Origin of the sequence: Nesterenkonia haasae, from assembly GCF_010119385.1 — a bacterium.
GTDB classification, from domain to species: domain Bacteria; phylum Actinomycetota; class Actinomycetes; order Actinomycetales; family Micrococcaceae; genus Nesterenkonia; species Nesterenkonia haasae.
Genome location: NZ_VFIE01000018.1, coordinates 261,527 through 287,906 on the forward strand (window position 1 = coordinate 261,527; position 26,380 = coordinate 287,906).

The 26,380-nt window shown below is 61.5% G+C and carries 28 protein-coding genes and 1 tRNA gene; 6 read left to right on the forward strand and 23 right to left on the reverse strand.

Features of this window, described 5'->3' with window-relative positions; all coding sequences use genetic code 11:
* Positions 1-21 precede the first annotated feature (21 nt).
* Positions 22-432, reverse strand: a complete 411-nt coding sequence (locus FH975_RS04545) for a hypothetical protein (RefSeq protein ID WP_162320270.1) — start codon at positions 430-432, stop codon at positions 22-24.
* A gap of 9 nt (positions 433-441) precedes the next feature.
* Complete coding sequence (gene mca, locus FH975_RS04550; protein ID WP_162320271.1) at positions 442-1,455, reverse strand: mycothiol conjugate amidase Mca; 1,014 nt, start codon at positions 1,453-1,455, stop codon at positions 442-444.
* Positions 1,456-1,476: 21 nt separating this feature from the next.
* Between mca and FH975_RS04555 the strand changes: the two genes are divergently transcribed.
* A complete protein-coding gene (locus FH975_RS04555; RefSeq protein WP_162320272.1) occupies positions 1,477-1,914 on the forward strand; it encodes a DUF4307 domain-containing protein in 438 nt (145 codons plus the stop codon).
* 206 nt (positions 1,915-2,120) lie between these two features.
* Positions 2,121-2,624, forward strand: a complete 504-nt coding sequence (greA, locus tag FH975_RS04560; RefSeq protein ID WP_162320273.1) for a transcription elongation factor GreA — start codon at positions 2,121-2,123, stop codon at positions 2,622-2,624.
* A 21-nt stretch (positions 2,625-2,645) separates the two neighbouring features.
* On the opposite strand, the gene ilvA is transcribed toward greA, so the two are convergent.
* From ilvA to FH975_RS04665, 21 genes are all read right to left on the reverse strand, one after another.
* Positions 2,646-3,917, reverse strand: a complete 1,272-nt coding sequence (gene ilvA / locus FH975_RS04565; RefSeq protein WP_162320274.1) for a threonine ammonia-lyase — start codon at positions 3,915-3,917, stop codon at positions 2,646-2,648.
* Positions 3,914-5,407 carry an AI-2E family transporter gene (locus FH975_RS04570; RefSeq protein WP_162320275.1) on the reverse strand — a complete coding sequence of 498 codons (1,494 nt, stop codon included), beginning with the start codon at positions 5,405-5,407 and terminating at the stop codon, positions 3,914-3,916. Before FH975_RS04570 ends, ilvA begins: the two co-directional genes overlap by 4 nt.
* A gap of 135 nt (positions 5,408-5,542) precedes the next feature.
* On the reverse strand, positions 5,543-6,499 hold the full coding sequence (locus FH975_RS04575; protein WP_235928448.1) for a Bax inhibitor-1/YccA family protein: 957 nt from the start codon (positions 6,497-6,499) through the stop codon (positions 5,543-5,545).
* 48 nt (positions 6,500-6,547) lie between these two features.
* A complete protein-coding gene (locus FH975_RS04580; protein WP_162320276.1) occupies positions 6,548-7,186 on the reverse strand; it encodes a CbiQ family ECF transporter T component in 639 nt (212 codons plus the stop codon).
* The gene (locus tag FH975_RS04585; RefSeq protein WP_235928450.1) at positions 7,183-7,893 is read right to left on the reverse strand and encodes an energy-coupling factor ABC transporter ATP-binding protein; all 711 of its coding nucleotides are present in this window, start codon (positions 7,891-7,893) and stop codon (positions 7,183-7,185) included. The genes FH975_RS04580 and FH975_RS04585 overlap by 4 nt, the downstream gene beginning before the upstream one ends.
* Positions 7,890-8,513, reverse strand: coding sequence for a biotin transporter BioY (locus FH975_RS04590; RefSeq protein WP_162320278.1), 624 nt, complete (start codon positions 8,511-8,513; stop codon positions 7,890-7,892). Before FH975_RS04590 ends, FH975_RS04585 begins: the two co-directional genes overlap by 4 nt.
* A 79-nt stretch (positions 8,514-8,592) precedes the next feature.
* Complete coding sequence (locus FH975_RS04595) at positions 8,593-9,111, reverse strand: TetR/AcrR family transcriptional regulator (protein ID WP_162320279.1); 519 nt, start codon at positions 9,109-9,111, stop codon at positions 8,593-8,595.
* 71 nt (positions 9,112-9,182) lie between these two features.
* Positions 9,183-9,256, reverse strand: a tRNA-Leu gene (locus FH975_RS04600).
* Positions 9,257-9,312: 56 nt separating this feature from the next.
* Complete coding sequence (locus tag FH975_RS04605; RefSeq protein ID WP_162320280.1) at positions 9,313-10,689, reverse strand: NAD(P)/FAD-dependent oxidoreductase; 1,377 nt, start codon at positions 10,687-10,689, stop codon at positions 9,313-9,315.
* Positions 10,690-10,776: 87 nt separating this feature from the next.
* A complete protein-coding gene (locus FH975_RS04610; RefSeq protein ID WP_162320281.1) occupies positions 10,777-12,261 on the reverse strand; it encodes a S8 family peptidase in 1,485 nt (494 codons plus the stop codon).
* On the reverse strand, positions 12,258-13,232 hold the full coding sequence (locus tag FH975_RS04615) for a Ppx/GppA phosphatase family protein (protein WP_202923023.1): 975 nt from the start codon (positions 13,230-13,232) through the stop codon (positions 12,258-12,260). Before FH975_RS04615 ends, FH975_RS04610 begins: the two co-directional genes overlap by 4 nt.
* Positions 13,229-13,849: a DUF501 domain-containing protein gene (locus tag FH975_RS04620; protein WP_162320282.1), complete on the reverse strand. Its 621-nt coding sequence runs from the start codon at positions 13,847-13,849 to the stop codon at positions 13,229-13,231. Before FH975_RS04620 ends, FH975_RS04615 begins: the two co-directional genes overlap by 4 nt.
* 11 nt (positions 13,850-13,860) lie before the next feature.
* Positions 13,861-14,487: an FtsB family cell division protein gene (locus tag FH975_RS16890; protein ID WP_162320283.1), complete on the reverse strand. Its 627-nt coding sequence runs from the start codon at positions 14,485-14,487 to the stop codon at positions 13,861-13,863.
* A 229-nt stretch (positions 14,488-14,716) separates the two neighbouring features.
* Positions 14,717-16,009, reverse strand: coding sequence for a phosphopyruvate hydratase (gene eno, locus FH975_RS04630; protein WP_162320284.1), 1,293 nt, complete (start codon positions 16,007-16,009; stop codon positions 14,717-14,719).
* Positions 16,010-16,068: 59 nt separating this feature from the next.
* Positions 16,069-16,470, reverse strand: coding sequence for a MazG nucleotide pyrophosphohydrolase domain-containing protein (locus FH975_RS04635; protein WP_162320285.1), 402 nt, complete (start codon positions 16,468-16,470; stop codon positions 16,069-16,071).
* The gene (locus FH975_RS04640) at positions 16,467-17,606 is read right to left on the reverse strand and encodes an adenosine deaminase (RefSeq protein ID WP_162320286.1); all 1,140 of its coding nucleotides are present in this window, start codon (positions 17,604-17,606) and stop codon (positions 16,467-16,469) included. The genes FH975_RS04635 and FH975_RS04640 overlap by 4 nt, the downstream gene beginning before the upstream one ends.
* 30 nt (positions 17,607-17,636) lie before the next feature.
* Positions 17,637-18,368, reverse strand: a complete 732-nt coding sequence (locus tag FH975_RS04645) for a DedA family protein (protein ID WP_162320287.1) — start codon at positions 18,366-18,368, stop codon at positions 17,637-17,639.
* 10 nt (positions 18,369-18,378) lie between these two features.
* Positions 18,379-19,695: a thymidine phosphorylase gene (locus FH975_RS04650; RefSeq protein WP_162320288.1), complete on the reverse strand. Its 1,317-nt coding sequence runs from the start codon at positions 19,693-19,695 to the stop codon at positions 18,379-18,381.
* Entirely contained in the window at positions 19,692-20,096 is a 405-nt protein-coding gene (locus tag FH975_RS04655; protein WP_162320289.1) for a cytidine deaminase, read from the reverse strand. The genes FH975_RS04650 and FH975_RS04655 overlap by 4 nt, the downstream gene beginning before the upstream one ends.
* Positions 20,097-20,105: 9 nt before the next feature.
* Positions 20,106-21,389 carry an amidohydrolase gene (locus FH975_RS04660; RefSeq protein WP_162320290.1) on the reverse strand — a complete coding sequence of 428 codons (1,284 nt, stop codon included), beginning with the start codon at positions 21,387-21,389 and terminating at the stop codon, positions 20,106-20,108.
* Positions 21,379-22,548 carry a mannose-1-phosphate guanylyltransferase gene (locus FH975_RS04665; protein ID WP_328821782.1) on the reverse strand — a complete coding sequence of 390 codons (1,170 nt, stop codon included), beginning with the start codon at positions 22,546-22,548 and terminating at the stop codon, positions 21,379-21,381. The genes FH975_RS04660 and FH975_RS04665 overlap by 11 nt, the downstream gene beginning before the upstream one ends.
* Before the next feature lie 243 nt (positions 22,549-22,791).
* Between FH975_RS04665 and sdhC the strand changes: the two genes are divergently transcribed.
* From sdhC to FH975_RS04685, 4 genes are all read left to right on the forward strand, one after another.
* On the forward strand, positions 22,792-23,196 hold the full coding sequence (gene sdhC / locus FH975_RS04670) for a succinate dehydrogenase, cytochrome b556 subunit (RefSeq protein WP_225973219.1): 405 nt from the start codon (positions 22,792-22,794) through the stop codon (positions 23,194-23,196).
* Position 23,197: 1 nt separating this feature from the next.
* Positions 23,198-23,707, forward strand: coding sequence for a succinate dehydrogenase hydrophobic membrane anchor subunit (locus tag FH975_RS04675; protein WP_162320292.1), 510 nt, complete (start codon positions 23,198-23,200; stop codon positions 23,705-23,707).
* 64 nt (positions 23,708-23,771) lie between these two features.
* Positions 23,772-25,559, forward strand: a complete 1,788-nt coding sequence (gene sdhA, locus FH975_RS04680; protein ID WP_162320293.1) for a succinate dehydrogenase flavoprotein subunit — start codon at positions 23,772-23,774, stop codon at positions 25,557-25,559.
* Positions 25,559-26,347 (forward strand): succinate dehydrogenase iron-sulfur subunit, encoded by a 789-nt coding sequence (locus FH975_RS04685; RefSeq protein ID WP_162320294.1) that lies wholly within the window; start codon positions 25,559-25,561, stop codon positions 26,345-26,347. Before sdhA ends, FH975_RS04685 begins: the two co-directional genes overlap by 1 nt.
* Positions 26,348-26,380: the final 33 nt, after the last annotated feature.

Below are 26,380 nucleotides of genomic sequence, written 5' to 3' on the forward strand. Positions count from 1 at the left end.
GGCGCGTTTCTGCGCTTCGGGTTAGGTGTGGGGTTCGTTCTCTGGCGCGGGCTGTGTGCTCGCTGCGGGAGTTGGATAGTCCGGGGCAGGCACCGCTGAGCCGGACCGTGCATCAGCGGCTGCATTCCGGGCGTGCTGCTGGGCTTCAGACATCCCGGCCGGGGTGATTTCGCCGGGAAATTCGGGCTCCTCGCCGGCAAGTTCAGCCTCAGCCATGCTGCGGTACTTCATTCTGCGCATACGTTTTGCCAGGTCCCGCACTACGACGATCAGCATGACCACAATGAGCAGGGTGAACAAGAAACCCTCGATGCCCGGCGTGATATCAGCTTCGGAGAGTCCATCCCGCAGGTCGGGAGTTTCACCGCCTCCACCGCCACCCGGCCACCACTGGGTGAGGGAGGGGACTAACGCGTCAGCGGAAAAGTGCACAGCTCTATTCTACGGGTTGCCTCTCAATCCGGAGAACAGGTCATTTTCTGGGATGGAAGTCTCCACTCTGGAATGGGCCAGCACAAAGTCGTCGTAGGGCCAGACTTCGCGGAGGAAATCGTTGGGAGTGGCGAAGAAGAAGCCATCCGGGTCAACCTGGGTGCGGTGAGCCCGCAGAGCGGTGTCGCGCGCTTCGAGGAAGTTCCCGACCGGGACCTGGGTGGTCACTTCGTGGTTGGTCAGCCAGTCCGGTCGTTCATCTGACTCCCAACGAGCCAGGCGCTCTCCGAACGGGGAGTTGATCCCAGCCGCGATCAGCGCGTCATGGAGTGCTCGGAACCGGCCCGGATTGAATGCTCGATCGTAGTACAGCTTCTGCGGTTCCCAGGGCTCACCGCAGTCGGGGTACCTCGCTGCGTCACCTGCGGCGTGGTAGGCCTCGACGGTGGTCTGATGACTCATGATGTGGTCGGGGTGCGGGTAGCCCCCAGACTCGTCGTAGCATGTCACAACATGCGGGCGGAAACGCCTGATCAGCCGGACTAACGGGGCACTGGCCGTCTCCAACGGCAGTGCCGCATAGGAGCCGAAGGGTAGTGGCGGCAAGGGGTCGCCCTCCGGGAGTCCCGAATCCACGAAGCCCAACCAGACGTGCTGGACACCGAGCGCCTGTGCAGCTTCAGCCATCTCCCGTCGCCGCACCCCGGTCAGATCACGGTGGCACTGCTGAATCTCTGCAGCAGCAGGGTTCAGCAGACTTCCGGCTTCTCCCCCGGTAACGGTGGCGACCATCACCTCAGCCCCGGCGTCAGCATAGGCCGCCATCATGGCGGCACCTTTGGAGGATTCGTCATCGGGGTGCGCGTGCACCGCGAGTAACCTCAGCCCTTCCGAATTCGGCACAGAGGTTGCCCCTCGCGGAGCACGGTCATGAAGTTCCTGGGCTGCGACAGAGGCGCGCGGATCATCTGCGGGAACTGCGGAGGCATCCAGGGCGGTTTCTGATGGCGTGGTCTGGTGCATAACCACATAGAATAGTCCCTGATGAGTATCACCGAATCCCACGGTCACACTTCGCAGTCCGATGTGTCGAGGCGTTACGGGGCAACGCCCCGAGGTATGCCCCGCCGAACCCAGCGAATCCTTATATTCAGCGCACTTCTAGTGGCTTTCGCCACGACCGTATGGTTCACCATCAGCCTAAATGTTGGTCGGCTCGACTACCAGGATGTGGGATATACGGTCGTTTCTGATTCCCGTATTGAGGTGGATTTCGAGGTCACGAAGGACTTCGATGACACTGCGCAGTGCATGCTCCACGCCTTGGACGACTCATACGCGATCGTCGGAGCACGCATCGTGACCATCGGCCCTCAGGAGGGACAGGGTGAGTCAGACCGCAGCAACTACTACAGCGCGGAACTGCTCACCGAGTACCGGGGCGTCACCGGTATTGTGGACTCCTGCTGGTTAGTGGACTGATGACTTAAGGCGCTTCGGGTGCTGAGAACCTGAAAAACAGTTCACAGTGGGCGCAAAAACACGTAAATCGTTGAGATTTCGGTGTTGCGTCTCTAAGATATTTCATTACGCAACAACCCCGCCAGGGACGCCCCCGGCGGGGTCTCTATTTAGGTAGCGGTCTGCGCAACTGACCTGCTGCCTGCAGATCAGAAGAGGAGAGCATCGTGTCCGCACACACCACAGAAGTTGAGGAAAACTCCCAGTGGCTGTCACAGGAGGCTTACGATCGCCTTTCTGCTGAGCTGGAGCAGCTCAAGGGACCTGGCCGCCAAGAGGTCGTCGACCGTATCGCGTCGGCTCGTGAAGAGGGTGACCTCAAGGAGAACGGCGGTTACCACGCTGCCAAAGAGGAGCAGGGCAAGATCGAGGCACGTATCGCCTACTTGTCTCGACTGCTCGAGAACGCCAATGTTGGCGGCACTCCACCCGACGACGGCGTCGTCGAGCCCGGGATGCTGGTGAAAGCCAATGTGGCGGGTCGCGAGATGGAGTTCATCTTCGGCAACCGCGAGGTTGCCGGTGATACTGATCTCTCGGTGTACTCCGACGCCTCCCCCATGGGCGAGGCTATCAATGGCGCGAAGGAAGGCGATAAGGTCAGCTACACCGCGCCTAATGGCCAGGACATCGAGGTCGAAATCCTCTCCGCCCAGCCCTATGCCGGCTAGCCGGTAAGCGGTGGTGTGGCGCTAGTTCATCACCAAAGGCTCGTAGCCCTCTGCTCGTAGGGAGTTCAACACCAGGGCCGAGTGTTCTGACCCTTTGGTCTCCATGTTGATCACGATCGACACATTGCCCATGGAGAGTTCTCCGCCGATGCGTGAGTGATCAACTCCTATGACATTGGCGTCCGTGTCGGCGATGATTCGGGAAATGACCGCCAGTTCGCCTGGCCTGTCCTTGAGCATGAGTTTCACTGTCAGGAAGCGGTCCGCGGCGGCTAACCCGTGTTGGATCACCCGTAGCATGAGCATCGGATCGATGTTGCCGCCGGACAGAACGGCGACCACACTGCGGGGATTAATGCCCAATTCTGCGAGCTTGCCCTCCATCAGCGCGGCTACACCCACCGCTCCGGCGGGCTCAACGATGAGCTTCGAGCGCTCCATGAGGAAGATCAGCGCTTTGGCAATGGCATCCTCACTGACTGTTACGACGTCGTCCACGAGTTCTTTGATGATTTCGAATGGAATTTCGCCCGGCCGCCCGACTGCGATGCCATCGGCGATAGTGCGCACGCCCTTCAGTGGGACCAGGGCGTCGGCAGCTAGAGAGGGTGGGTAAGCGGCCGCGTTCTCCGCTTGGACTCCGATGAGCTTGATCGTACGGCCCTGCCTCGCGGCCTGCTGCTTCAACGCCACAGCGGCACCGGCTAGAAGTCCACCACCTCCGATTCCCATGACCACGGTGTCGACATCTGGCTGCTGCTCGAGGATCTCCAGGCCGATAGTCCCCTGGCCAGCCACCACGTGGGTGTGATTGAACGGGTGGATAAACACCGCACCCGAGTCATCGGAGAACTGCTGAGCCTCTGCTAGCGCTTCGTCGACGTTCGAGCCATGGAGGATGACTTCGGCTCCGTGATCACGCGTCGCGGCCAACTTTGGCAGCGCCACTCCCCGAGGCATGAATATCGTCGCCTCAACCCCGAGCTTCTTGGCTGCCAAAGCCACACCTTGGGCGTGGTTCCCCGCCGACGCCGCGACGACGCCGCGGGACTTCTCTTCATCAGTGAGGCGGGCCATGCGCACGTATGCGCCCCTCACCTTGAAGGACCCGGCGCGCTGCAAGTTCTCGGCTTTGAGGTGCACCGTGGCGCCGAGCATCCGGCCCAAGGCTCGTGAGTGCTCCATTGGCGTGTCAACGATGACCCCGTCGAGAAGTTCACGGGCTGAGATGATGTCGCTCAGCTGCACACTGAGTTGTCGTCCGGGGAGCTCGATTGAGGCTGTGTCGGTCATTTCTGGGACGAGTCCTTATCTTCGTCGTCAACTGCGGCGCGACGGGTGCGCTCAGTATCTCTGCCGGTGGCGGGGACTGGTTCAGGGGTCTCTGATCCGGTCTGCTGTTCCGCTGAGCCTTTACTGCGGCCTGTGCCGTGCTTCTGCGGATCCAGTACTGGAATGGTCTCAAAGATTCGGCGCTTCAGGGTGTCCATACTTGCCTGCTCCTCCGCTTCGCGTTTTTCTTGCTGGGCGGCTCGGCGCAGTGCCTCCTCTTTAACTGTACGCTCCATGTTCAAAGCCTCGGGATCTCCTCGCCACTCCTCCTTGTTGAGGTATTGAGTGGCGCGTTTGATGAAGGCCAGGACCGGCACCGCGAACAGTGCTCCGAGCAGTCCGAGGAGTGTGGTGCCGGCAGTGACCGCGAGAACCACGGCGAGTGGGTGGAGTTTGACGGCTTTGCCCATGATGATCGGCTGCAGCACGTTCGATTCGATCTGTTGGACGAGGAGCACCACGCCGAGCATAAGGAGTGCAGTCGTGAAGTCGTGGGCAACCCATGCCAGCAAGACTGCTACGGCACCCGTAACAACTGCACCAACGACGGGAACGAATCCGCCGAAGAAGACCAGCACAGCAATCGGTAGGGGCAGCGGGACTTCCAGGATGACAGCGCCGATGAATATGCCGACGGCGTCAACGAAGGCGACGAACACTTGGACCCGCATATATGTGCTGACCGCTGTCCATCCTCTGCGGCCTGCTCCGTGGATGGCGGGACGGTGCTTAGCGGGGCTGAACACCACCATGAAGTCCCAGATCCTGCGACCATCGGAGAGGAAGAAGATCAGGGTGAACAGCACAAGTATGGTGCCCACTGCGATGTTGCCGGCCACTGATCCCACGCCTGCGGCGCCAGACATGATGGCGTCCGAGTTGTCTTGGATCCAGGTAACCGCCTCCTCAACGCCTTGGTTGAATTGCTCGGTGGATATCTCAAGACCCCAATCCCTGGCGAGATCGTCAGCCCATTCGATGAGCTCGATAATGCCTGTCTCCACTTGTTCCGCCATCTCGGCGAAGCCCTCGACGATGACGCTACCCACCTGGAACAGGATGGCGAACACGCCGCCCATCAGCACGAGGATAGAGGCCATCGCAGCCAGGATGCGTGGGAACTTAAGCTTGCGGAAAAGATTGTGCAGGGGGCGCAGCAATGACGCCAGAAGCCCGGCAATCAGCAGCGGGATGAGCAGCAGCATCACATGGCTGAGCAGCCAGATGAGCACGCCAGCAGCGATGAGAATGATGATGACCCGCCATGACCACTCTGCAGCGATGCGCACTCCCCAGGGAATGTCTTGGCGCAGGCGGCTCTCGTCTGACTCTTTGGACGCTAATGGCGGCTGATCGCCGGGTGGGGGTACAGAGTCACCAGCTGGTGGATGGTCCACAGCGTAGGTGGTGGCGGATCCTGCCGGGTTCTCTGGTGTGTGACCAGTGCTCATGGCATCCATCTTGTCACGGAACAGCCCAGCTCCTTTGTGCTTGAAGCGAGGTCACAACGGACTACCACGCGAAAGGCTGCCATGCGTCGCTCCGACGCATGGCAGCCTTTCGAGGTTGATGTTGAGGGGCTCAGCTCAATCTGCGATGGACCGCAGGATCACGATCACTCGCAGGATCTCGATGTAGAGCCAGACCAGGGAGACGGTCAGGCCGAACGCGGCTGCCCATCCGTACTTCTGCTCCACGCCGGCTTCCACGCCATCCTGGATATTGGTGAAGTCCAACACCAGCGAGTAGGTGGCGAGCAGGATAGCGAACGCGCCGATCGCGACACCGAGCCACCCTGCACGCATACCGAACATTCCGATATCGGTGAACATCACCATTCCGAAGTTCACCAGGCTGAACACCATGTAGGCGATCAGAGCGGTGAAGAAGAATTTGTTGAGCTTAGGGGTGGCGCGCACTTTTCCTGACTTGAAAAGCGCCAACACAGTGCCGAACACCACCAGAGTCGCGGTGACCGCCTGAACAGCAACACCTGGGTAGGCCATCTCAAGGATCCAGGTGAATGCTCCCAGGAAGAAGCCCTGAGTCGCGGAATAGGCCAGGATCAGAGCTGGGTTCGGCTCGCGTCGGAAGGCGTTGACCAGGCCTAGCACCAGGCCGCCGAGGACTGCGATGAGCGCCAGTCCCATGACCACACCGGGCATCATGGTCGCCAGTGTGACGGCCGCACCGGCACCGACCAGAAGCACAGCGAAGCTGGTGACGGTCTTGCGAATGACGTCGTCATACGTCATCGGAGTGCCCTCGAGGCCGGAGTGCTCAGGCAAGTTGTACTGCCGCTGAAGATCGGCCGCCTGCGGCACACCGTGCTGCTGGGCGTAGGTCTGCTGCTGACGCTGCTCTTCACGTACAGTGCCAGACCCGGAATCCATATAGAACCGGCGGCGCTTATCCGCGTTGAACTGGTCAGGCATCGCACCCGACTTGAACACCGGGTTGCTCGAGCTGCCAAATTGCATGGCCATAAGGGTTCCGCGCTCCTTCAAAGGTTCGTCGTCCACGTAGAATTTCGTCGGCTGCATCTATTCTAACTGTTTGTCACTGCGTATTATGCCTCGCGACGAATCGACTCAGGCTTCCTCGATACCGCGCGCATTCAACGCACGACCGGTGTTGCGGGCATGGTCAACCGCCCCCAGCAGCAGCGGTACGGTACGCGCACGCAGGTCGCGTTCCAATCCGCGGGCTCGGGCCTGCTGTGCGCCCATATGAAACGAGTCAGCCAGATATGGGACCGCACGCAGCATAATGAGCGCAGCCAGTGCGACGCGTCCGGGGCGCAGACCAAGGAATCGCAACGGCTGCAGAACCCGACGCAGGACCCCCACAAGCTCAACCGGATCTGTGGTCAGCAGGAGCAGCTGAGCGGCCAACAGGCAAGCCAGGATTCGGGCGAGGACCTCAGTTCCGGTCGCAGGGTCGTTCAGTATCCACTGCAAGACCGCGAGCACGGCAAGCACGATCCAGAGTCGACGGATCAGGACCAGGAGCATCAGGACAGGAATCCGCGCCAGGAGGGTGAGGCCGAGCACCAGTCCGACGACGGCCACGCCGACTAACGGGTCACGAAGCAGCAGCACCACAACCGTCACCAAGGCAAGCACGAGCACTTTGGCTCCAGCGGGCGCTCGGTGCAGAAAGCTGTCTCCCGGCGCGCGACGACCCAGAACCTGCTCACGTGGGCGCAACGGGCGGCGGCGCAGTCTCATACTGAGCTGCGATGTCGGTAGGCGGTGATTACCGTGTCAGGTGGCCCATCAGCCACGACACTGCCGCCATCGATCAGCAACGTCCGCTCGGCGCGCGCGGCAAGATCGAGGTCATGAGTGGCAGTGAGCGTCATGATCCCGTGCAGCTGAGCCAGTCTCTGCACTCGCTGGTTGAAACGTTGAGCGTTGGCGAGATCAAGCAGCGTCGTGGGCTCGTCGAGCAGCAGAATCTGCGGCTTCAGAGCGAGGACCGTGGCCAGGGCAACCAACTGCTGCTGACCAGAGGAAAGTTCTTGGGAGCTTCGCTCTGCCAGCTCAACGATGCCCAACTCGTCCAGACAACACAGGGCCGCCGAACGGCGCGCTGACGTGTCACGGACGATGCGTCGCAATGAAAGCTCCACGTCCTCTAGGGGTGTGGGCATCACCAGTTGAGCGGCCGGATTGGAAAAGACGAAACCGGCCCGCTGCCGGACCGCCCTGCCTTCTTCTATGGTGTCCCGACCGTCAACCCTGACGTAGCCCTCAGTGGGCTCCACCAGCCCATTGACCAGCTGCAGCAGGGTTGACTTTCCGCCGCCGTTGGGGCCGATCACACTGATTCGCCGTTCGGTGAGCTGCAGTTGCGGAATGCCCAGCAGCAGACGGGTTCCTGCAAAGACACGGACCTCTTTGAAGTCGATTTCTACCGAACCGGCGGACGTCATCGCATGGCCAAGATCCATGGGGCGGCGCGGTGGACCAGAGCAGCTGCCCCGGCCGCAACCAGTGACTTAATCACGTCTCCTGGCCAGAAGACGATGTCGAAGAAGAAGGCTTCGCGCAGGGAGACTTCCAGGTTGATGCTCATCCCTAGGATCCCCAAAGGATGCGTGGCCAGAAAGCTGCCGGCGAGAGCGGCAAGGAATAGCAGCGGCGCCTGCCAGCGCACGGTGCCCCGGCGCAGCACCGAGCGCGCGAGGAGACCGGTGATCAGCGCTGTGAGGGGAAAAGCCAGCAGATAACCGGCGGATGGCCCGGCCAATACGCCGAAGCCGCCGACGAAGCCGGCAAAGATCGGCAGCCCTAATAGGCCGAGGACCAGGTAGAGGCCAGCAGCGGCGGCACCACGCCACGGCCCCAGGACAAGGCCAGTGATCGCGACGCCCAGGGTCTGCAGGGTGATGGGCACTCCAAAATTTCCTACTGGGATGGGCGGAGTAAACGCCAGCACGGCAATGAGCGCGGCGAACACGCCGATGAGCGCAATGTCCTGAGAGGAGTTGCGACCTCGAGTTCGTCGAGTTCCTTCTCTGGCATGAGAAGTCTCCGATGGTGATTGGGACATGGTGCGCACCCTCCGGTGGATGTTCGAGTCTGAACGTTCTGCTTTGAGCACTCTAGACCGTGATTGAACAGCGTTCAAATTACTCCAGGGCTGCTCCCACCTCTGCGTTGAGGATGGCTGTGATTCCTCGCTCATAGAGCGGCTCATCATCCTCCGCTCGGCGGCCGAACAGACGAGAGTTCTGCTCGACAGCCAGCGCGCCAAGCGCGTAACGCATCAGCACGCCAGCACCGGCAATGGCCTCAGCTGGGTCTTCGGTTCGGTTCGAGAGTGCCTTGCGCAGGGCCGGCACTGGAGGGAGGTCGGAATCGAGCGCGTAGGCGATGAGTATTAGGTCGCCGCCGTCCGGCAGCGCGAGGACCAACCTGCGTAGGTGCTGCATAAGTTCCAAGGGTTCGCCTGCGACGCCTAAAAGAGGTTCAAGTACGCGGTGAGCCACACGCCGCAGCATCTCTTGCTTATTGGGCACGTGGTAGTAGAGGGCACCCGGCTGGACTCCGAGCTCGGCGGCGACCCTCCGCATGGAAACGTCCTGCACCCCGTACTGGGCCACCAGACCATGAGCAGCCCCCACGATCTCCCCAGCCGTCAATGCCATTCGACCAGCATAAGGGCCATAGTGAGGCTGTTCATCCACGCGGCACGCACAGCGCGGCAGGGAGCCAACGGTCCCCCTACTGGGATTCGAACCCAGACTGTATCGATTTTAAGTCGACTGCCTCTACCAGTTGGGCTATAGGGGGAAGCGGAAGAGCCGCGGGGCAACGCGGCTCTTCCGTCCTATGAACACAAAGTCCAGCTAGTTCTTGGCTTTTTCTTTTTTCCCACCGGCTGCTTCGTAGAACGCCTGAGCAGGGTTCTCGAGGTCACGGAGAGGGGTGACATCGCGTCCGAAGACCAGTTCGTTCACCCATCCGCCAGCGACACGGACCTTACGCTCCACGGTCGGTATCGCCATGCCGTGGTAGCCGCGATGGGCTGCCCAGGCGACGATGCCTTTGATCTTGACACCCATCGGGTTGCCAACGCCCTTGTAGAGACCCAGGCCAGCCACAGCTCCCAAGGAATCATGCTTGTACTCTGCGATGCTGCCGTTGCCGAACCGGGCGGAGAACAGGTTCTTGGCGAGGAGTTTCGCCTGGCGCCAGGCATGCTGAGCGTTGGGCACACAGAATCCGCCCGGGCCGGCGCCGGTGAGGTCGGGAATGGCGGCGATGTCGCCAGCGGTCCAGGCCCCATCGATCACGTCGCCGTCCTCGTTGAGGATCTGCAGCGTGGCAGAGCCGGTGAGCCGACCCCGCTCATCCACTGGGAACGACGAACTGCGTGCGACGGCGTTGGCTGCCACCCCTGCAGTCCACACCAGAGTGTCCGAGGCGAAGACGTCCACCTCGGACTTATCTGCCATCGCGATCAGGGTGAGTTCGCCGTCGACTGCCGAGCCCAGCGATGTGTTCAGCAGCACCTCGACGCCGCGGCCGCGCAGATGCTCCACTACGCCGACTGCCTGGTCTTCGGTGACTTCCGGCATAATGCGGCCCATTGCCTCGACGAGCACGATGCGCACATCGGACTGCGACAGGCGCGGATTCTGGCTCACTGCTGCGCGGATAATGTCTTCCATTTCCGCCACGCACTCAATGCCGGCGAATCCACCGCCAACTACGGTGAAGGTCAGGGCGCGCTTCTTTGCAGACTCATCAGTCATCACAGACGCCGACTCGAGGCGCTCCAGGATGTGATTGCGCAGGCCGAGCGCTTCCTCGATGGTCTTCAGGCCAATGCCGTTCTCAGCAAGACCTTCGATGGGGAATGTGCGAGTCGTCGCACCGGCGGCCATGACGATGTCCTGGTAGGGCACCTCCACGCTTTCACCTTCGTCCAGACCGACCATCGCCACCTTGGCTTCGTGGTCTACGGAGGTGACCTTGCCGGTGATCACCTCGGTGTCCTTCAGGTGCTTGCGGTGTGGAACCACTGCGTGACGAGCCTCAATGTGGCCGCCCACCACCTCGGGCAGGAACGGCTGATAGGTCATATAGGGCAGCGGATCAATCAAAGTGACGATCCCCCCGGCTGCCTTGACCTTCTTCTGTAGCTGTTGGGCGACCGTCAGGCCGACGTAGCCGCCGCCTACGATCAGAATTCGGGGTTTCTCAGAGAGCTTCAGTGCCATGGGCTCCATCCTATATCGGTTTCAATCAGGGGTGATCGGTGTTGCTTCCGAGGTCAACCTGGCACGGCGCCATTGCCGAAAAGTTGATCAGTCGGTGTCGCGGCGGGAGAGCAGGTGGACTGCCGCCAGTGTCATGAGAGCCGCGAGCACGAGTGCGCCGACGCCTATGGTGACGGGTCCTGCCCAATCCTGGGCTGACCTCACCTCAGCGGCCTGCGGCAGCTGACGAGGATCACCTTCAGGACCTGCCACAACATCGGAGTCCTCCGGTACGCCTTCCGACTGGGGCTCGTCCGCATCGGTGCGGCGGTGTACCCGAATCCAGTCTTCCAATGTGTCGTAGTCAGCGGCGTTGAACTCTGGGACGCTGCCGTTGACTGCTGCCTCAACATTCAACACACCATGGCCGTATTCCGGGTCTATACCGTCGGCTCCTGCCGAATCAGCGGAGGTGAGCAGGCGGTGCTTGACCTCTTGGGCCGACAGCTCCGGATGAGCAGCCATGGTCAGCGCCGCCGCCCCGGCAACGATGGGTGTGGCGCCGGATGTCCCGGTCCACGTCGCATAACCCCCTCCAGGAAGCGCGCCGACCAGTGGTTCGGACGCAGCAGCGATGTCGACGGCGATGCCCTGGGAGGATGAGTCCTCGCTGATGTTGCGCTCTTGGTCGACACCGGCAACGGTGAGCACGCCTGGGATCGTGGCCGGGGCCCCGACTGACCAGTGTCCGGCCGCTCGATTGCCTGCCGCAGCGATGACCAGCACATCGTTCTGCTCAGCGTGCAGGAACGCCTCGTCCCAGCTTTCAGGCCAGTCCTGCGACCCTGAGCCTATGGACATGTTAATGATGTCAGCTCCGTTGTCCACCGCCCAGATTACGGCTTGGGCAATTTGGTCCTCGGTGCCGGGCCCGTAGGGATTGGGGTCTTCCAATACCAGCGACAGGGAGAGAAGATCCGTTTCAGGAGCCACACCCACTACTCCGGCTGGACGCTGCGGCCACGGCGAGGAGTCGTCCTGCTCCTCATCTGGGTCCTCTTCTTCAGCGTCCTCGATCCCTGGGAAGACACGTGAGTCGTAGAACTCGTCGAGGGCATCCTCATCGATCTCGTCCTCCCAGTCTTCGCCGTAGATGTCCTCGAGGTCGGCGAGAAAGTCATCGAACCACTCGTCCCACTCATCGTCGGAGAGGTCGTCAAAATTCTCTGCTTCGATTTCCTCGGGTTCAGGCAGCTCTTCGCCGCGTCCGGCGGCCAGGGATGCCACCAATGTGCCGTGCTCTGTGTTGGTCTGCGAGACCGGACCACCACTGCCATCACCACCGCCTGAGACATCAGTGCCACCGACCATGGCACCCTCGAGTGCAGGGTGATCGGCGTCAACACCGGTGTCGATCACCGCGATGGTGACACCCTCACCCTGGGTGGTCTCCCAAGCTTCCGTGATTCCGTAGTCTTCAAGCCAGAACTCCTCCCCTCGAGTTCCCTGACCATAGGCCGGCGTCGCTACCAGCTGCGCGGCCAAAATCCCGACGGCGCCGACTGAGCAGATCCTACGACTGAGCCGGCTCAACTGGCGACCTCCGGGGCATCAACCTTCCCGCGAGCAACAGACATCGCAAGCCCGTCAAGAATGTCGTGCTCCGAGGCGATCGCACTCGTGACCCGGCCCTTTGTGACTTTATTGAGGTAGTCGAGAATGGTGCCCCAGATCAACGCACCGGCACCGATGACGTCCACACGGCCTGGGTGCATGAAGGGCATCGCTGCCCGCTGGTCCCGGGTGCTGTGCACCAGTTGCTCCACCGACTGGTGAATGGCATCCAGGGACAGTTCGGCACCGTGGATAGTCTCGGCGTCGTAATCTTCAAGTTTGAGCGCATGAGCGGTGACTGTAGTGACAGTCCCGGCCACGCCGATAACGGTCTCTGTCTCATGCAACGGCATCACCTGAGCGACATTTTCGAGGAAACTGAGAGTTTCGAAAACCGCCATGGAGCATTCCGTCTCTGTCGGCGGGTCGGTGCGCATATGGCGTTCGGTGAAGCGGACACAGCCCATATCGGTAGAGATCGCATGCTCCGCACCATTGCAGGTGCCCAGGACGAACTCCGTGGACCCGCCTCCGAGGTCCACCACGAGGACCTTTCGCTCAGAATCCCAGTCAAGGACTGAAGCCGCACCGGAAAAGGAAAAACCGGCTTCTTCGGAACCGCGAATGACGTCCGGCTCCACGCCCAGGCGCTCTCTGACTCCGGAGATGAACTCGGCTCGGTTACTGACATCTCGGGAGGCCGAGGTCGCGACGAACCGAACGGCCTGAACGTGGTGTTTGCGAATGAGTGCTGCATAGTCATCGACGGCAGCGAACGTGCGCTGGAGCGCTCCGGAAGAGAACTCGCCGGTCTGGTCGACTCCCTCCCCCAGGCGCACCACCGTCATCCGACGCACCACATCGGTGAGCGCGCCGCTGCCGGGCAGGTCGACGTCAGCGATCAGCAGGCGGATCGAGTTTGTGCCACAGTCAATAGCGGCAACTCTCATGATGCTTCTCTTTCCTCAAGACGGCGCACGTGGCGCGAAAGGTCTTTAGCGGGGACTTCGGCACTGTGGTCCCACGCAGTCTCACATGTGCAGGTGTCCGCGGTCCATTCGGAACTGATCAGATCCAGTGTCTGATCCCCCAATGGGTTCACACCGGGACCGGCGGCGAGAGCATGTCCTGCAAGGACGTGAAGACACTTGACTCGGGTCGGCATCCCGCCAGCGGTGATTCCCTCAATCTCCCAGACCGGATCCACGCCTGCCTTCTTCCGAATCCGCTCCCGCTCCGCCAGGTAATGCTCGTGGGCATTTCGGTACTGCTCGGCAAGCTGCGGGTCGTCGCTGAGGCGCGCCGTCATCTCCGTCATCACACCAGCCGCTTCGAGCCTTGAGACTGCGGCGGTCACCGTGGGGTGGGTGAGGTAAAAGGTCGTGGGAAACGGGATCCCGTTGGATAGCCGCGGTGATGTTGCGGCGACCAGTGGATTGCCGCAGACACAGCGGGAAGGAATCTCGACGACGTCGCGCACCGGTCTGCCCAGCTGGAGGCTGAGCGTGTCAAGGTCCCGTGGGGAGGGTGTGGGGGAAGGTTCAGAAGGTACAGGTGCGCGGTTCACAGCACACTACTTTACTGCTCCGCGGAGTCGATGACAGATTCCCAGAGATCGTCAGTCCAATCCTGGTCTTCGGTAGAGTCGTCGGCCGAATCCGTCTGGATCTCCTGATCCTCGAGATCACCGATCACATGGTACCGGCGCTCACCCGGCACCATGAGGTTTATTCGTTCCCTGGCCTGGCGCTGGACGAACTGCGGATCGTCCCAGCGGGCCAACTCTGAGTACAGCTCTTCCTGCCGCTGCTGCTCCTCGGAGATTTGTCCCGCAAGCTCGTTGATCTCTGCCCGCTGCTGCATGTACGTCCGGACAGTGGGCACCAGGAAGGAGATCACCACCAGGGTGACGATGGTCAGCATGATCATGCGACCGGAGAAGGTCCTCTCAGGCACAAGCGTTCGAGCAGAGACTGGGGTCTTAACTGATGGCCGCTGGGCGGATTGCTGAGGCCTGTCGGCCCTGCGAGCACGTCGCGCGGTGATTTCATCAGGGGTGCGGATCTCGCCTGAGACCTGTTCACGCTCTTGCAGGCGCCGAGCCCTGGCGCGTTCTGCTCGGGCCTGAGCGCGTCGCTGGCTGCCGGTGCTGGGACTTTCGGGTGCAGCGGTGGACGCATCTGAGCTGCGTGCGTGTCGAGGCACGGCCGTCACCGCCTTAACTAGGTATGTCTCGCCGGTTCAGCTGTGGAAGGCCGAACCGGCGAGCACACCACTGATGGGAAGCGTTCTGTTACAGAACCTCAGCGTACTGGCGGGGCAGTATAAGCCGCCCCTAGGACACGCAGAGGATCCTGGATTCATCGCTTTAAACGACGAACGGCCTGATCACCCGAGGGCTCGGGCAATCAGGCCGTTCGTTTCACTGTCTGGTTTAGCTTGAGGAATCAGCGGAGAAACGCGGGAATGCTGAAGCGCCGGCGAAACGGGCCGCGTCGCCGAGCTCCTCTTCGATCCGCAGCAGCTGGTTGTACTTAGCGACTCGCTCGGACCTCGCGGGTGCGCCCGTTTTGATCTGTCCCGCGTTCACCGCCACAGCGATGTCAGCGATTGTTGTGTCCTCAGTTTCACCGGAACGGTGGCTGATCATGGTGGTGTACTGACTGCGCTGGGCCAGTGAGATGGCGTCCAGTGTCTCCGTCAGCGAACCTATCTGGTTGACCTTCACCAACAACGAGTTGGCCGTGCCGTTCGCAATGCCTTTCGCGAGCCGATCGGGGTTGGTGACGAAGAGATCGTCGCCGACCAACTGGACCTGGGCACCGATCATATCGGTGAGTGTTTTCCACCCTTCCCAATCGTCTTCATCAAGGGGATCCTCAATGGAGACCAGCGGATAAGCCTCGACAAGTTCCTTGTAGTACTGGCTCATCTGCTCGGGTGTCTTCTGTTCGCCTTCGAAGGTGTAGGCGCCTTCGGAGTAGAACTCGCTGGCAGCAACATCAAGGGCGAGGGCAATGTCCTGACCCGGCGTGTAGCCCGCCCGTTTGATGGCCTCTGTGATGAGGTCAAGCGCCGCCCGGTTGGAGGGCAGGTCGGGGGCGAATCCGCCCTCGTCGCCCAGCCCGGTAGACAGGCCTTTTTCCTTCAGCAGAGCCTTGAGCGCGTGGTAGACCTCGACGCCGGAGCGCAGCGCCTCGGAGAAGGTGGCAGCCCCGATGGGGGCGATCATAAATTCCTGGATGTCCACGTTGGAATCGGCGTGCGACCCTCCGTTGAGGATGTTCATCATGGGCACCGGAAGCAGGTGAGCGTTCGGCCCGCCCAGATACTTGTAGAGCGGAAGGTCCGAGGCGTCGGCGGCTGCCTTGGCTACGGCCAGGGAGACTCCCAGGATGGCGTTGGCTCCAAGGCTGCCCTTGTTCTCTGTACCGTCGAGGTCCAGAAGCACCTGGTCAATCGACCGCTGCTCGGTGGCGTCCAGGGCGTCCAGGGCTGGGGCGATGATTTCATTGACGGCATTTACTGCTTGGGTAACGCCCTTTCCGAGGTAACGCTGCTTGTCACCGTCGCGACGCTCCACAGCTTCGAAGGCGCCGGTGGAGGCACCTGAGGGCACGACGGCCTGCCCGAAGCTTCCGTCGTCGAGGAGGACATCAACCTCCACCGTGGGGTTTCCGCGGGAGTCGAGTATTTCGCGGCCGAAGACGCTTGCGATCAGGGACATGGATTCTCCTTGCCTTAAAGGGATGACGGAACAACGGTCACCATTGACTGGACTCCAGCCTAGTCGAGTTCAGCTTTCTCCTGGGCCTTGATCCGGTCCCATGCGGCATCGATCTCATCCACAGTGGCCGGCTTGGGATTGAGTGCCCCGTGCGGATCGAAGACATGCGGATTGCGCCGGATGAGCTTGGCGCAGAGCGCTTCGGCCACGCCGTCTAAATCGAACTCGCCGCGCTCTTGGGAAATCGCAGCATGCAGCGCCACCTGAAGCAGGATGTCACCGAGTTCCTTGCGCAACGGCTCTCCGGTGATCCCCGCATCAATCTCCTCGGCGACCTCCTGTGCTTCCTCAATCAGATACGGCGTGAGCGCTTCATGGGTCAGCTGAGCCGTCCAGGGGCAGTGCTCACGCAGCTGAGAGATGATGTCTCTGAGCTGCTCCATATGCGGAAGTGCCGTCACTGCCAGGCCTCGAGGATATGGGCGGCGAGTACCTCACGTTCTTCATAGCCCAGGAAACTCGCCTCAATGGCGTTGACCTGGAAATCGGCCAATTCGGCCAAGCCGTAGTCGAACGCTTCAGCGAGCGCGGCGAGTTCCCCACTGAGTGTGACACCGGAAACCAACCGGTTATCAGTGTTCACACCGACGTTGAAGCCGAGCTGATACAGCATGTCGAATGGATGGTGGGTCATCTCCGCCGGTGACTCCCCGGTCAGGGCAGTCACTGCGCCGGTTTGCAGATTCGAGGTGGGCGAGGTCTCCAGGTGCACCTGCCTATCGCGGACCCAGGCAGCAATTGGGCCGAGCTCGACCTCGATCAAGTCTTCACCGCCATCACCGGTCTTGGACCGAGAATCAGGACCAGTGGTCAGAATAATGTCCTCCGCAACGCGGATTCCATGACCGAGCCGTTGGGCTCGCCCGTCCACTAGGGCGCTGCGCACTGATTCCAGACCGTCAGCCTCACCGGCGTGGACGGTGGCCGGCAGCATCTGCTCGGCTAAGCGCGTGAAACTGGAGGCGAATTGTGATGGCGGAAATCCGGCCTCGGGTCCCGCGATGTCAAAGCCCACCACCCCGGAGTCGCGGTGCCGCAGCGCCAGCTCTACGATGTCTTCGGCGTAATCAGCCTGACGCATGGCGGACAGCAACTGCCCGACCGCGATCACCCCGTCATTCTCTTCGACCGCCTCGGCACCTTCGTTGAGCCCGTCCTGGACCGCCTCGACGGCCTCATCCAATGTCAGACCGCCGGCGATGTGCTGCTCAGGAGCCCACCGAACTTCCGCGTAGATCACACCATCGGCAGCCAGGTCTTCCACGTATTCTCGGGCCACTCGGCGCAGATTCGCAGCGGACTGCATAACAGCAGTGGTGTGAGCGAAGGCTTCCAGGTACTTGAGCAGGTCGCCGGAATTGGCGTTTGTCCGAAAAGTCTCCTGCAGAGAGGCCGGGTCAGAGCTCGGTAACTCATGGCCGATTTCTGCGGCCAGCTCGATCAGCGTGGAGGGGCGTAGAGACCCATCCAGGTGGTCGTGCAGAGAAACTTTGGGCAGGTCGCGCAGCTGGGCTTCAAAACCCTCGTGAGTGCTCATAGCCCCTAGCCTACCGGTGGGCTTCACCTCTCAGACGGTGTCGTCGTCGTCATTTTTGTCACGGTGTCTGCGGCGAAGGTGGATGGGCGGCTCCACCGGAACCTCGCCAATATCCTGGTACCCTTCCGGGTCAAGGTGGTAGCCGCGGCGGTCCAGCCAGGCAGTGAACATCTTGAACAGCCGCTCACTGATCCACCCCAGCACGATCGCAACTCCGATACCGACCACCATGGCGATGAGCATGTTCCCGAAGATGGCTTCGCCGAGCGCCCCGAGCCCGGTCAGCCAGCTGGCCCAGAGCAGCGATGCGGCGCTGTCGATCAACAGGAATCGGCGCAGCGAAAACTGCGTGGAGCCTGCCACAAAGTTGATGGCTACTCGAGCTCCTGGGATAAACCGGCCGACAAAGATCAGCAGCACTCCGCGCTTGTCCAATTCGTGTCTGGCCCAGACAAGCGTCTTCTGCGGAGTGGGTTGACGCATCCACTGGAACCGGTGGGTACCAATCCAGCGCCCCAAGTTCCAGGCGATAAAATCGCCCACCACTGCTCCGGCGGCGGCCACCAGAATGACCCACACCCAGTGCGGTGTGCCAACTGAATCCTGCACTGACCCGAGGCCCACAACCAAAGCGTCTGAGGGGAGCACCGGGAAGACCCCATCGCCCACACAGAAGACGAAGAGACCCACCAGGGTCCACCACCCGGAGGCCGCTGTGAGAATCAGCTCGTTGAGCTGGTCGAGGAGTTCACCAAGTCCCATGGCTGCTGCGTCAAATGTCCGCGGCAGCGATCCGGGCCTTAATCAACGTCGCCGGCGCGGTGTCAGCACCCTCGGAAATGTCGATGGCTCCGGCGAGCGCCTGCTCGGCACGCTGGATGCGTTGATCATCATCTGTCAGCAGGGTCACCAGCGGCGCTCCGGCCGTGACCGTGTCTCCGGGTTTGGCGTGCAGGCGGACCCCGGCCGCGGCCTGCACCTGATCCTCCTTGCGGGCTCGCCCAGCTCCCAGCCGCCACGCCGCGATGCCCACGGCGTAGGCATCCATCCGAGTCACGGTGCCAGTCTCCGGCGCGTGCAGGGTGTGCTGGTGACGCGGCTCAGGCAACGGTGCGTCGGGGTCGCCCCCTTGCGCGGCGATCATGGCCCGCCAGGAGTCCATCGCCTTGCCGTTTTTCAGATTATCCAGCGGATCTACACCGGTCAGGCCCACCCCTGCAAGCATCTCTGCGGCCAGCGCTGCGGTGAGTTCGACGACGTCCGTAGGGCCCCCGCCAGCCAGTACCTCCACGGATTCTTGGACCTCCACAGCGTTGCCGGCTGTGCGGCCCAGTGGGGTATCCATTTCGGTGAGGAGCGCGGTGGTGTGCACCCCGGCGTCAGTGCCCAACGCGACCATTGTCTGGGCCAGTTCGAAGGCGTCGTCGTAGTTCTTCATAAACGCTCCTGCGCCGACCTTCACGTCGAGCACCAGCGCATCGGTGCCCTCTGCGATCTTCTTGGACATGATGGAGCTGGCGATCAGCGGAATGGATTCCACGGTGCCGGTGACATCGCGCAGCGCGTAGAGCTTCTTATCGGCTGGCGCCAGACCGGAACCGGCAGCACAAATCACTGCACCGACCGTGTCCAGCTGGTGGAGGACCTCAGCATTGGACAGGTGAGCACGCCAACCGCGGACGGCTTCGAGTTTGTCCAGGGTTCCACCGGTATGGCCCAGGCCCCGGCCGGACAACTGCGGGACTGGCACGCCGTAAGAGGCGACCAATGGGGCCAACGGCAGGGTGATCTTATCGCCGACACCGCCGGTGGAGTGCTTGTCTGCGGTGAGCCGGCGGCTACCGTCCGGCCTTGTGAGAGAACTGAAGTTCATCCTTTCACCGGTCGCGATCATCGCCGCCGTCCACTGCCGGATCTCTGTCCGATCCATCCCACGCAGCAGTATTGCCATGGCCAGGGCGCTCATTTGTTCCTCAGCCACGGTGCCATCGGTGTAGGCGTTGATGAGCCAGTCAATCTGCTCCTGGCTCAGAGTGTCACCGTCGCGTTTTGCGCGGATGAGGTCGACGACGTCATGCGACGGGCTCATGGAGCCACCTTTCCTAGGTCTGCTGGGCCGAAGGCCTGGGGCAAAATGCCCTCCATGTCCGTGATTCCCTCAGGGGTCAGGATCTGGAACGTGTCAGCGGCGAACTCGTTGAGTAGTTGGCGGCACCGTCCGCACGGCATGATGGTCTCCCCCTGGGAGTTGACGCAGGTGAACTTTGTGATCTGACCACCGCCTGTGAGGTGTAGCTGGCCGACCAGCGTGTTCTCAGCGCACTGGCCGACGCCGTATGAGGCGTTCTCCACGTTGCATCCGGTGATCAGTCGACCGTCAGTGGTCAGTGCGGCAGCCCCCACCTGGTACTGGGAATAAGGTGCATACGCGCGCCCTCTTGCCTGGTTTGCAGCAGCCGTGAGCACACTGAAATCGACGTCGTCAGCCATGGATCAATCCTAAGCGCTGGCAGAGAGGCAGCTCTGCGCCACTTCTGCCATCACTTTGACGCCTATCGCAATGGCGCGCTCGTCTGGAATGTAGTCCCCACGGTGCAAATCGTAGGCCTCCCCGCCAGGGGTCATGGTGCCGAGTCGGAACATGGAGCCGGGGACTTCCTGGGTCATCCATCCGAAGTCCTCGCCCCCCATAGACTGCTCGGCGAGGGTCAGGCTGGATTCCCCGAGGGCTCTTTTCACCGCGCGGTCGATGATGCCGGTGCAGTCCTCGTCGTTCACCACGGGGGGCACCCCTCGTACATGGTCCAGAGTGACACTGACCCCGTATGCAGCAGCTGCCTGCTCAACGATCGGCACCAGTACGCCACCGGCCTCTTTCCACGCATCGGCGTCGAGAATGCGCATCGTGCCGTGCAGTGCACCGGTGGAGGGAATGGCGTTGGCAGCGTTTCCGGCACTGACATGTCCCCACACCAGGGAGACTCCGCTGCGGACGTCAATCCGTCTGGCCAGGATGGCTGGCACGCTTGTGGCGATATGCCCGAGTGCGCCGATGACGTCCTCCGTCAGGTGGGGCCGTGACGTGTGCCCGCCGCGCCCGGAGACCTCAACGCGTACAAGGTCGGAGGCGGAGGTGATGGGACCGATACGGGTGCCGACTGAGCCGACGGTGAGCTTAGGATCCGCATGCAGGGCGAAGATTCGAGGCACACCGTTCAGCACCCCCTGCCTCACGACTTCCTGGGCGCCGCCGGGAAAGTGTTCTTCAGCTGGCTGGAAAATGATGCGAATCCGGGCGCCGAGCCCTCCGCCTCCGTCCGACCGTGACGAATGCTCGGTGTGCAGCCGCTGCAGAGTCCAGGCCAGGCCCATCATGACAGTGGTGTGCAGGTCATGGCCGCAGGAGTGCGCGACTCCGGCGTTCTGCGAGGCGTAGTCCAGCCCGGTGGTTTCGGTGATGGGCAGCGCGTCGATGTCCCCCCGGAAGGCTGCGGCGATCGGCGCGTCAGCCGGCCCGACATCCACGTAGCAACCGGTGGTCTCCGGCAGCAGCTGAGGTGCCAGCCCAGCCTCACTCAGGCGGGCGGCGATGCTGGCGGTGGTGCGCTTCTCCTTCCAGGACAATTCAGGATGGGCGTGGAGGTCTCGGCGGAAGGAGATCAGATCACTTTCCAGTTCAGCGATGAGATCTGCTGTGGCCGCGGCTGGGGTGGTGAGGCGCGTGACTTCGGCATCGACCCGTGCCGTGGTCTCCCGCCCGGATGCCTCCGCGTCAGAGGACATCGGAGTCTCCCTTCTCTTTGAGCGCTTCGACCGCCTGTTTCACGGACTGGGCATGATCAGTGGTGGTGACCAGCAGAGCATCCTCAGTGTCGACCACGACGATGTCCTTCACACCGATCAGCGCCACCACTCGTTGAGTTTCGGAAACGACGACGCCTGAGGAGTCTTCGGAATACACTCTCGGCTTCTTGCCCAGGACGGTCATGTTCTCCTGCTGAGCAGCTGGATTGAGCCGCGCTATAGCGGCGAAATCGCCTACATCGTCCCAGGTGAAGTTTCCTGGGATGACGGCTACGTCTCCGGCATCGGCGGCCGGTTCGGCCACGGCGTAGTCAATGGACGTCTTCGGCAGGGTCGGCCAGATGCGAGCCAGGGTCTCCTCCTGGCGCGCCGTCCCCCACGCAGCGGAGATCTCGGTCAGCCCCGCGTGAAGCTCCGGTTCGGCGGCAGCCAGATGATCGAGCAGCAGGGAGACCGGAGCGACGAACATTCCCGCGTTCCAGAGGTAATCTCCGCTGGCCACATATTCTTGTGCGATCTGATCGCCGGGCTTCTCCACGAACTCAACAACGTGGTGCGCATCGGGGGCATCCGCCACCTGGTACGTCTCACCGGTGCGGATGTATCCGAAAGCTGTTGAGGGGTGAGTGGGTTTGATGCCGATGGTGACGATCTTTCCGGTGGCAGCCGTGGCTACAGCCTGACCGACCGCATCCTGGAAGATCGGCACCGGAGCAATCACATGGTCGGCCGCGAACGACCCCATGATGGTCCCCTGGGAAGCGGTACGTCCCGCAGCCAGATCTCGGGCGTGAAGGATCGCGGCCGCCAGGCCGATAGCCGCCGCAGAATCTTTGGGTTCCGGCTCAAGCACCAGATCCTCAGCGTCCAGCTCTGGGATCTGACCAAGCACGGCCTCACCATGGGCCTCCCCGGTGACCACCATGACCGCGTGCCCTGATAGAGGGAGCAGGCGCTCGTAGGTTGATCGGAGCAGAGTGGTTCCCGCTCCCGTCAGGTCGTGCAGGAATTTCGGTGCGCCTGCGCGCGAGAGAGGCCAGAGTCTTGTGCCAACACCACCGGCGGGGATCACTGCGTGGAATCGTTCCAGTGCTGATGGGCGGACACTGGCCTGTGTGGAGTCGGAGCTGGAAGTCACTCGACCTAGCGTATCTCCTGAGCAGGATCTCCCTGCGTACTGTGTGAAACAGATCATGACGCACTGGCGGAACGGCTGGGGTCAAACTTTCGCGACGACAGGAGCCACCCGGGGCTGACCTGGGCCATTATACGACAAGCCGGCGCAGAGGCCTTTTCTACAACGTGTAGAAAACAAAGCTGCACCTCAAAAGATTAGGATGGACCTCAGTGCCATGCGACGACGCTGGAAAGGTAACTGAACGTGACGCAGACAAAAAGCACCTCCGGTGGACGGGGGACGCTCTACAGAGGCCGCGAAGGTATGTGGTCCTGGGTTGGACATCGAATCACCGGTGTCGGAATCTTCTTCTTCCTTCTAGTCCATGTATTGGACACCTCGCTGGTCCGCGTCTCACCTGAGGCTTACGACGCGGTCATTGGAGCATATAAGCACCCCATTATGATCATGGGCGAAATCGGCCTGGTGGGCGCTATCGTCTTCCACGCATTCAACGGTCTGCGCATCATTCTGGTGGACTTCTGGAAGCAGGGCACCCGGTATCACCGCCAGATGCTCTGGGCCGTCATGGTCCTGTGGTTCGTGACAATGGTGGCGTTCTCAATCCGCCACCTGATGATCTTTTTCGAAGGCTGGGAGGGTTTCTGAGATGACCACCACGAACTCTGAAGCAGTACTCCCAGCGCAGGGCATCGAGGCCCCCCGCTCAGGAAGAATCGATCCCAAATATCTGCGCTCAAACCCGTCGTCCGGCTCATTCGAGATGGTCGCCTGGGTCTTTATGCGAGTCTCCGGTGCGGCACTGGTGGTGCTCATCTTCGTGCACCTGTTCTCCAACCTGATGGTCGGAGAGGGAATTCACCAGATTGACTTCGCCTTCGTGGCCGGCAAGTGGGCCAATCCTGTCTGGCAGTTCTGGGATCTGACCATGCTGTGGCTGGCCATGCTGCACGGCACCAACGGCATGCGCACCATCATCAACGACTACGCGGAGAAGGACTCGACTCGGCTCTGGCTGAAGTCGATCCTTTACTTGGCGAGCACGGTCATCATCATTCTCGGCACCCTGGTGATTTTCACCTTCGAGCCTTGCCTGGTCGACGACGCCGGAAACCTGATGGACTACGCACCGTCGTTCTGCGAGAACATCGTCAACTAGTACACGACGACGCCTCCGCATCGCACGCACCCACACGCACCAAGAGAAAAGAGCCGAACAGAACATGCAGGTTCATAAGTACGACGTTGTGATCGTCGGCGCCGGCGGCGCAGGCATGCGCGCTGCCATCGAATCAGGCCAGCGCGCGCACACTGCGGTGCTGACGAAGCTCTACCCGACCCGTTCGCACACCGGCGCCGCGCAGGGCGGTATGTGCGCCGCACTGGCAAACGTCGAAGAAGACAACTGGGAGTGGCACACTTTTGACACTGTCAAAGGTGGCGACTACCTCGTGGACCAGGATGCCGCCGAGGTCATGGCCAAAGAGGCCATCGACGCCGTCTTGGACCTGGAGAAGATGGGGCTTCCCTTCAACCGCACGCCAGAGGGCAAGATCGACCAGCGGCGTTTCGGCGGACACACGCGTGATCACGGCAAGGCCGCCGTGCGCCGGGCCTGTTACGCTGCTGACCGCACCGGTCATATGATTCTGCAGACGCTCTACCAAAACTGCGTCAAGCACAATGTGGAGTTCTACAACGAGTACTACGTTCTGGACCTCATTACAGTTGAAGAGGACGCGACCCGCGAAGACGGGACCACCTTCAAGCAGAAGCGAGTCGCAGGTGTGGTCACCTACGATCTTGCCTCCGGCGAGCTGCACATTTTCCAAGCCAAGTCAGTCGTCTTCGCTACCGGTGGTCTGGGCAAGATCTTCAAGACGACTTCCAATGCCCACACCCTGACTGCTGATGGCATGGCCATCGCCTACCGCGCGGGCATCCCTCTGGAGGACATGGAGTTCGTCCAGTTCCACCCCACCGGCCTGGCCGGCTTGGGCGTGCTGCTCTCTGAGGCAGCCCGAGGAGAAGGCGGCATTCTGCGCAACAGTGAGGGCGAGCGCTTCATGGAGCGGTACGCCCCCACCATCAAGGACCTGGCTCCACGCGATATTGTCGCCCGTGCCATGGCGCAGGAAGTCCGTGAAGGACGCGGAGCAGGCCCCAATAAGGACTACGTGTATCTGGATCTGACGCACCTCGAGCCAGAGCATATTGACGCGAAGCTTCCGGACATCACTGAGTTCGCTCGGACGTACCTCGCGGTCGAACCGCATACTGAACCTGTACCGGTGTTCCCCACCTGCCACTACGCCATGGGCGGTGTGCCCACCAATATCAAGGCCGAAGTGCTCCAGGACAATGACACCGTCGTCCCGGGTCTCTACGCTGCTGGCGAGGTGGCCTGCGTATCGGTTCACGGTTCCAACAGGCTGGGCACTAACTCCCTGCTCGACATCAACGTTTTCGGCAAGCGCGCCGGTCTTTACGCCGCCGAGTACGCCAGCAGTGCTGAGTTCGTCGAGCTTCCGGAGGCTCCCGAGGCCTTCGTCACTGAGCAGTTGGACATGCTGCGCAACTCCACCGGTGAGCAGCGGGTAGCAACCATCCGAGCTGAGCTTCAGGACACTATGGACCTCAATATGCAGGTCTTCCGGTCAGAGGAGAGCATTAAGGAAGCCCTCGACAAGATCTACGAGCTCAAGGCGCGCTACCACCAGATCACTGTTCAGGACAAAGGCAAGCGTTTCAACCTGGACCTGCTGGAAGCCCTTGAACTCGGTTTCCTGCTGGACATGGCTGAAGTGATGACTGTTTCCGCGATGCACCGCAAAGAGTCCCGGGGTGGTCACTACCGTGAGGATTATCCTGACCGGGACGACGATAACTTCATGCTGCATTCGATGTTGTACAAGGATCCCGACTTCGTGACCGAAGGTGTCGAGGGCATTCGCTTCGACACCAAACCGGTCACCTTCACCCGCTACGAGCCGATGGAGCGTAAGTACTGATGAGCACTCCCACTGTTGAGAAAGAACCCGCTTCCAAGGTCGACCTCGCTGAGTCTGGCGATGGCGCCGGTGCGGTGCAGGAATTTGATATCACCCTCAAGGTCCGACGCTACGATCCCGAGCGTGCTGAGGATGCTTGGTGGGATGAATGGGAACTGACCATGTTCGGCACGGATCGCGTGCTCGACGCCCTTCACCGGGTCAAGTGGGACGTGGACGGGACGTTGACGTTCCGCCGCTCGTGCGCTCACGGCATCTGCGGATCAGACGCGATGCGGATCAATGGACGCAACCGCCTGGCCTGCAAAACGCTGCTGAAGGACCTCGATACCTCCAAGCCCATTGTGGTCGAAGCGATCAAGGGCCTACCCGTGGAGAAAGACCTGATCGTGGACATGGAGCCGTTCTTCCAGTCCTACCGGGAGATCATGCCTTTCATGATCAACAACTCCCCCGCCCCGACTGCCGAGCGTGTGCAGTCGCCGGAGGAGCGGCAACGCTTTGATGACACCACCAAGTGCATTCTGTGTGCGGCATGCACCAGCTCCTGCCCGGTGTTCTGGACTGACGGTCAGTACTTTGGTCCTGCCGCCATCGTGAACGCCCACCGTTTCATCTTCGACTCTCGTGACGATGCTGGCGATATGCGGCTGGAGATCCTCAATGACAAGGAAGGGGTGTGGCGCTGCCGCACCACCTTCAACTGCACCGAGGCATGCCCCCGCGGCATTGAGGTCACCAAGGCGATCCAAGAGGTCAAGACTGCGATCCTGACTCGCTCTCTGTGAGCTCGTGAAGTACGGAGAGGGGGCCTGCTGCTC